This window comes from Candidatus Glassbacteria bacterium (assembly GCA_019456185.1).
GTDB lineage: Bacteria > Gemmatimonadota > Glassbacteria > GWA2-58-10 > GWA2-58-10 > JAJRTS01.
In genome coordinates this window covers 1-7003 of record VRUH01000097.1, presented here as the reverse complement: position 1 = coordinate 7003, position 7003 = coordinate 1, and the positions used below count along the sequence as shown (strand labels likewise).

At 59.2% G+C, this 7003-nt stretch carries 4 protein-coding genes; all 4 read right to left on the bottom strand.

Going from position 1 to position 7003, the window contains the following annotated elements; all coding sequences use genetic code 11:
* The coding region (locus FVQ81_17795; GenBank protein ID MBW7998385.1) for a carboxylate-amine ligase at positions 1-765 on the bottom strand (765 nt) is incomplete at its 3' end.
* Between the two features lie 306 nt (positions 766-1071).
* Positions 1072-1344, bottom strand: coding sequence for a hypothetical protein (locus FVQ81_17790; protein MBW7998384.1), 273 nt, complete (start codon positions 1342-1344; stop codon positions 1072-1074).
* A 214-nt stretch (positions 1345-1558) separates the two neighbouring features.
* Positions 1559-5569: an AAA family ATPase gene (locus tag FVQ81_17785; protein ID MBW7998383.1), complete on the bottom strand. Its 4011-nt coding sequence runs from the start codon at positions 5567-5569 to the stop codon at positions 1559-1561.
* A gap of 177 nt (positions 5570-5746) precedes the next feature.
* Entirely contained in the window at positions 5747-6487 is a 741-nt protein-coding gene (locus FVQ81_17780) for a DNA repair exonuclease (protein ID MBW7998382.1), read from the bottom strand.
* Positions 6488-7003 lie beyond the last annotated feature (516 nt).

Genomic DNA, 7003 nt, shown 5'->3' with positions numbered 1-7003 from the left:
CAACCAGCACAGGAAGACCGCCGCCAAGCAGATGGCGTCCTCCAGGCGGGTGCACACGTCGGTGATGCGCATCTCGAGAGTGGGGAAGCGGGCGCTGGGCCGTACGTCCCACCACACCTTGGTGGCGTCCTCGATGACCCCGGTTTGGATCAGCACGTCCAGGTGCCGCTGGTACTCGCCCCAGCTTTCGAAGTGCTCGGGCAGTCCCGTGCGCGGCATGGCGTCCCACACCGAGAGACGGTAGGACTTGAGCCCCGTATCCTGCCCATGCCAGAAGGGAGAGGAGGTCGAGTAGGCCAGCAGGTGGGGCAGGATATAACTGCTTTGGCCCAACAGGTCGATGCGCAGGTCCTCGTCGTCGATGCACACATGGACGTGCATGCCGCAGATGACCAGCCGCCGCGCCAGGGCCTGCATGTCCCGCGCCAGTGTGTGGTAGCGATCCTTGTCCGTGTGGAGCTGGTCCACCCAGTCCGCCGATGGGTGAGTGGACGCGGCGATGATGGCCAGCCCGCGTTTTTCCGCCAGCCGGGCGATGGTGCGGCGCAGGTGCGCAAGGTCGTTGCGCGCCTGGGCCACCGTCCCGCACACCCGCGTGCCCACTTCGATTTGGGACTGGAGGAACTCGGTGGTCACCTGGTCCGTGAGCGCCGTTTCGCACTCGGCGAACAACTCCGCCGGCGCCTCCTGGATCAACTCACGTGACTCCCGCTCCACCAGCAGGTATTCCTCCTCGATGCCCAGGGTGAACGTCGGCTCCTTCATCCCGGCACCCCCTTTCCCATTTACCCCAAAGCCTTGTGGTCAGGAATCGTCTACCCCCTTCAGGAGGCCGATAGTGTGGCAAAGGAACGGGGAGGGGTCAAATTGGGGGGGGCGGCGAAAAAAAGAAATCCATTTGCTCCGATTGCTCCGGGGAACGGATTGCCCAGCAATCCCCTTATCCGCTTTCAGCTTTTATCACGGGCCTTCCAGGTTGCACACGGTGACAGATGCGGGCCGGCCCTCCTCCAGTTCCACCAGCAGCCAGGTGCCGGGTGAACCTGCGAAGGGCCGGATTCCGGTGGTTGTTCAGCTATCCAGGCGGGAGAAAAAGTCGTCGCTACGAGGGTCGAAGCGAAAGCCGGCTGACGGCAACCGGGCCCGATTGCGGTGGTATTGCTTTATGGCGCGGAGCCGCCGCTTTTCTTCCGTGCGATCGGCGTGGCGCGCCAGGCTTTCCCTGACGGAGGTCATGGCCGAGCGCAGCCATTGGTGGGCAGTGGCCAATCCTTGCGTGTTATAGCCGCGCGGCGCAGGGATGGAGGAGGGTTGAAAAGATGCGGTGGCTTGGATCGTGTTCATGATGTTCCCCTTGCTCGATTCGGTTCATGTTCGGACGTCATCCCTGGAACTTTGAAATGGGTCGATCGCCCGTGTTGAGTTGAGCATAGGGGAAACCGCATAACGGATTGGTCACCGGGCAGGTACGGATAGCGTACAGATTGAAAAAAATCCGTACCTTGGGGACAGTTCCAATCGTGTATTTGGACGGGGGTAAAAACAGAATTGAGGTGGTTCAGCCGGACTTGATTTCCGCCAGAGCCTGCTGGCACTTCTTTTCCCAGACGGGGATGGCCCACTGTTTGAACTGTTTCTTCAACGCGGAAAGGATTTCGCGGGCGTGGTCAACATCGCCCTTCCTGGCGAGCATGCGGGCCAAGTGGTAGCGGGTCTGAGCGGCGGGAACGTATGCCCCCACTTCCATGTCGTTGGCCGCGGATTGCTCGAACAGGGTCTCCGCCTGCTCATAATCGGGTTCGAGGGCACGGGCCAATAGCAAGCCCTTGAGGAAGTCGTAACGTGGCCCCCACCAGTGGGGCGATGGCTCCGCCAGGGGCTGTCCCTCCTCATAATGCCTTTTGGCGGCATCGTAATCGCCCAACTCCAGGATGGCCCGCGCCAGGTTGTAATGTAGGTTTCCCACGTGACCGCTCCGGATGTTTTTCCCCTCGATGGTCCGGAGCGCCTTTTCACCCCAGTTCCGGACACCTTCGTAGTTTTCCTTTCCCATCAGTATGTTCGTTTTCGCCACGTATACCCCCAACACCTGAAAAGGGGAGTCGGATTTTTCAGCGAGTTCCATTAATTGATCGGCCCGCAATTCAGCCTCGACCCGGTCCTCCCCAACCAGGGCGACGTACAGCCCATGCCACGATAAATAAACCGATTTCGACGGAAGGTTGCCGGCTTCCTGAATTTCCGACGATGTGACCTTCGCAAAATTTTCAGCGGCCTCCCGGTTCCGTCCCTGCACGGCCAAACAATACCCCGCATGGGCGTATCCACACATTCCAGCCATGAGATAAAAACCGAAACCGAAAGATGTAAGGCTATCCAGCTTCTCGTAGGTGTGAAGGGCTCCTGAAATGAAAGGTTCCGCCTTTTTCCACAGGCCGGGGCCAAGGTAAGAGGTGCCGACCCAGTGCCTTCCGATTGCGATGAATAATTCATCTCCTGAACTTTCGAAATGCTCAAAAGACTGTTGGTAATGATATTCAGCTTTTTTGTGATCACCTGTGTAAATACAAGAAGAAGCAATTCCACAATGAATCATTCCCAGGCGGATTCGGTCCGCCAGTTCCTGGGCCATTGGCTCGGCGGTCTGGCAAACCTGCAGCGACTCGTCCCAACGCCCCAGAATGATAAAATTCCAAACCAATTCTAATTGCATATCGACCAAATTTTCCTGCCGGGAGCGGGATTCCGGCAATTCCAAAAGCCATTTAACCGATCGCTCATAGAAATCAATCGACTCCTGGTATTGGCTCAATCCCTTGGCCTTTTCGCCTGCCCGTTTTCCGTACTCCGCCGCTTTCTCCCAATGCTCCGCTACGCTGTAATGATGGGCCAGCCGTTCCGACTGCTCCTCGATGCGGTCCGGGTACAACGCCTCGATGGCCCGGCCCACTATCCCGTGCAGTTCCTTTCTTTTTTGTAGGAGCAAGGTGTTATAGGTCACTTCCTGGGTGAGGACGTGCTTGAACAGGTAGGCCGCCTCGGGCACCACGCGGGTTTGCTGGATCAGTTCCAGGGTCTTCAGTTCTTCCAGGTCGGCAGAGAGGCGTGATTGGCCGCTGGAAATATGGGCCAATATGCTTCGGGAAAACTCCCGTCCGATGACGGAAGCCAGGCCGAGTGTTTCCCGGGTATGGGGCCCCAGGCCATCCAGGCGGGTTTGGATCACCGCCTGCACCGTATCGGGCAGCGCGATTTCCTCCAGGGGGCGCAGCAATTTTGCGGCTCCCTTATTCACGGCAATGCTGCCCTCTTCGATGAGCGCCCGGCACACCTCCTCAATGAAAAATGGGTTGCCTCCCGTACGCTCAAGGATCAATTCCGACAGCCCCTCCGGTAACCGGTCTGTTTTCAGGGCGGCTTTCAACATTGACTCGTCATACCGCCGTTCCAGGGGATGCAGGACGATGGGCGTGTGATGCTCCGGACTGCCCCAGGTGGATGAATAATCGGGCCGGTACAACACCACCACCAGCAGTGGATAGGTGGCCATCACGCCGAGCAGGTTCTGCAAAGCCGCGGCGGAGGCCTCGTCAACCCAGTGCCAGTCCTCGAAGATGACCACCATGGGTTGGTTGTTGGCAGCCAAAGTAAAAATGGCGCTCAGGGCGTCCCGCAGGGCGGCCGCCAGCTCTGGTCCGTGCAGACGCTTGGGCAGCGGGTAGTCCCCGCTCTGGATGGACAGCAGGTGCAGGTAGAGGGGCAGGTAGGGTTCCAGGTCCTCGTCGATGGCCCTGATGTTCGTGACGGCCTTTTCCAGCAATTGCGCCGGCGAATCCTCTTCCAGCAGGCGCAGTCCCCGTCTGAGCGCATTGATGAAGGGGAGGTAGGGCGTGTCGCTGCCGTAGGACTGGCAGCGGCCCTCCAGCACCGTGATTTTGTTGCGATCCAGCCCCTGGCGGAATTCATGGAGCAGACGGCTTTTGCCCACCCCCGCCTCCCCAGCCACCGAAACGAATTGCCCCCTGCCCTCGCTGGCGGTTGCCAGGTTGGCGTGAAGCGCCTCCAACTCGTGTTCCCGACCGATGAAGTCGGTAAATCCCCTTTCCTCGGCGGCTTCCAAGCGGGTCTCCGCCTTGGATTCTCCTGTTATCCGGTAGGCTTCCAGGGTCTGGGACTTGCCCTGCAATTTGAGCGGCTGCAATTCCTCGGATTGAAAGAAGGGCGCCGTCAAGCGGTTGGTTTCCGCGCCGATCAGGATTTCATCGGGCTTGGCCCGCTTGGCCAGATACGCGCCAGTCGTCACGGTGTCGCCGGTTATTCCGTATCGACCATCCTGTGGATGCGTCACGATGAGACCGCTGTTGAGACCGGTGTGCATTCGCAAGGGCACTCCAATGCTCTCCTCCACCCGCGGAGCGATCCGGCGCACTGCCTCATGCAGTTCCAAGGCGGCTCTGACGGCGCGCACCGGATCGTCCTCGTGGGCGGAGGGAATGCCGAAAATCGCCTCGATCTCATCCCGCACCACCTGATTGACGATGCCCCCATGGTATTCCACGATGCGTTGCACCTCTTTTCCGATGCGGCTCATAATTCCATCCACTTCCTCCGGGTCGAGTTTTTCGCTCAAGGCCCCATATCCGGAGAGCGCAAAAATGGCCACGGTGGCTTGGCGGCGCTCACCGGTGATTTTGGGGGTTTCCGGGAGAGAAATCGGTTTTTCCGCCTCAGTGGGCGGTTCCTGGGGAGAAACTGCGGGCGCCACCGTTGGGGATGATTTCAGCTTCTGATCGGCCAGGAGAGATTGATAGACCTGCTCGGTTTCGGGCGAGGGTTCCACATCCATTCTAGCCTGCAACGTTTGTCGGCAGCGCTGATAGACGGCGATTCCCTCCGCCAGCCTTCCCTGCCGCCGGTAGCAGTCCATTAGATTTTGATAGAATTCCTCGCAAAGGTCATCGACTTCCAAGCCTTTCTGATAGAGGGAAATTGCTTTCTCGGTTTGCTTTTTTTGCAAGAAAAACTCCCCCAGTTCCTTAACGTGCCGCACAAACTGGCTGTGCAGCCTATCGCGGGCCGAGAGAATTTCCGGCGGGTCGAACTCGCCTTCCAGGAATGGCCCCTGATACAGAGAAAAGGCACCCTCCAGATGCTCCCATGCCGCTTTGCCATTTCCAGCATTGATAGCCTGGGAAGCCAACGTGAGAAGCCCCGTGAATTCCCGGGCATCCACCCGGCAGGCATGTGGATCAAGGCCGAGGCGGCTATCCTGCAAGTGCAGCGCCTCCCGCCCGATCAAATTTCGCAGCCGGCTCAGGGTCGTACCGAAGGCGTTGTAGGCCTTGTCGCCGTCCGACTCCGGCCACAATGATTCGCTCAGGCTTTCGACGGATACGCCTTCTCCCCCCAGCGCAACCAGCACTTTCAAAAGTTCCAGGGGTTTGCGCTGCGTCTTGGTACCGAACCGCAGCGGGTTTCCATCGACTTCGACGGAAAAGCGCCCGAGGGTGGAAATTTTAACCTGCCGGGGTTTTATGTCAGCATTCGAGTTGGATTTGGACCGAGCCATGAAATTTCCCCGTTGCCGATCTTGTCATGATGGAGATGGAGAAAATCAATCCCATGCGGAGCATAGCATTATCGGCCTGATCCGTGAAAAAATTAAGGACTGGAAAACGGAGTGTGACCCGGTGGTGAAGAATTGGAATTACGGTCTCTCAAGTTACAGGACTCACCGGCCCCATTCCTACGAATGCTCCAGGGTGCGCACGGTAACCGTAGCGGGCCGGCCCTCCTCCAGTTCCACCAGCAGCCAGGTGCCGTGGCGCTCCGGGGAGATGGGCACCGGGGAGCCGCAATAGTAGGCCGGAGTGCCGTTGGCGCTCACGTCCAGCAGGGCGTGATGATGACCCAGGGCGATGTAGTCATAACCGGAGCGGGAAATCTGCTTGGCTTCCACGGGAGAGGAGCGGTATCCCATCCCCTCGCGTCCCACGTAGATGCCGTGGCCCATGGCCAGGTTCCAGCGGCCCTCCCCGGCCGGAGGCAGCCCGTCCAATGGCTGAAACTCGGTGGAGTGCTCCACCATCCCCTTTCCCCAGATGGCCGCGCCCAGGGCGGGCAGTTCCACCGTTTCGCCCTCCCCGGCCAGCAGCATTTCCATATTGGGAATTTTGCAAAAATCGTAGCGCTTGAAGATGGAGCCTTCCTCCAGGCAGTCGTGGTTGCCGGGAATCATCGCCACGGGAAAAGGCAGCGCCCCCAGCTTTTCCATGCTCCAGCGGATGGTATCGTCCGTGGCGCGGTTGGAGTCGAAGAGGTCGCCCGGCAGCAGGAACAGGTGGGGCCGTTCCGCGCTGATTTCCTCCAGCAGGCGTTGGAAGATTTCCCGGCAATGATCCCGGGAGGCCCGGTTTTCCTCTCCGCCGAAGTAATCTGTATCCAGGTGAACGTCCGATGCGTGGGCGATCTTCAACGGTTGTTTCATGGGTGCGGCTGTTTCATAAGTAATAGCGCCGTGGGGCAGGAGTTTGGAATGGGAGGGCGGGATGACTGGATGGCCGGATGGTAGTGGTTAGGGGAAATTATGCGCGGAATTCGCCGGGGATGTCCCGGCCGGGAGTCGGGAGCATACGGCTGTGTCTAAAAAGCGGGTTTGGCTGCCTCCTTCGAGACGCCCCCGAATTTTTACCATTAACTACCGGCGGGGCTCCTCAGGAAGGCGGTATGTACTGGAAATCTCATTAATCCGCGTCACTGAGGAGAGCCCGTCAGGGCTCGTCTCGAAGTGCGCTTTTTGGGTGTTTTAACAGAGCCTCGCAACCGGGCGGGGTCAGGGCCCGCCCGTTTCATCGATAAAGCGGCCCACGCTTTCCGCGAAGCGTTCCGGGTTGTCCGTGAACAACGCATGACCGGCGCGTTCGATGCGTTCGGCGCGGCAGTCCTTCATTTCCGAAAGCATCCGTTCCACGATCTCCGGCGTGACCACTTGGCTGTATTCACC

Coding starts and splice junctions, on each gene's coding strand:
- FVQ81_17785 (MBW7998383.1), bottom strand. CDS start 5,569: ATGGCTCGGTCCAAATCCAACTCGAATGCTGACATAAAACCCCGGCAG.
- FVQ81_17790 (MBW7998384.1), bottom strand. CDS start 1,344: ATGAACACGATCCAAGCCACCGCATCTTTTCAACCCTCCTCCATCCCT.
- FVQ81_17780 (MBW7998382.1), bottom strand. CDS start 6,487: ATGAAACAACCGTTGAAGATCGCCCACGCATCGGACGTTCACCTGGAT.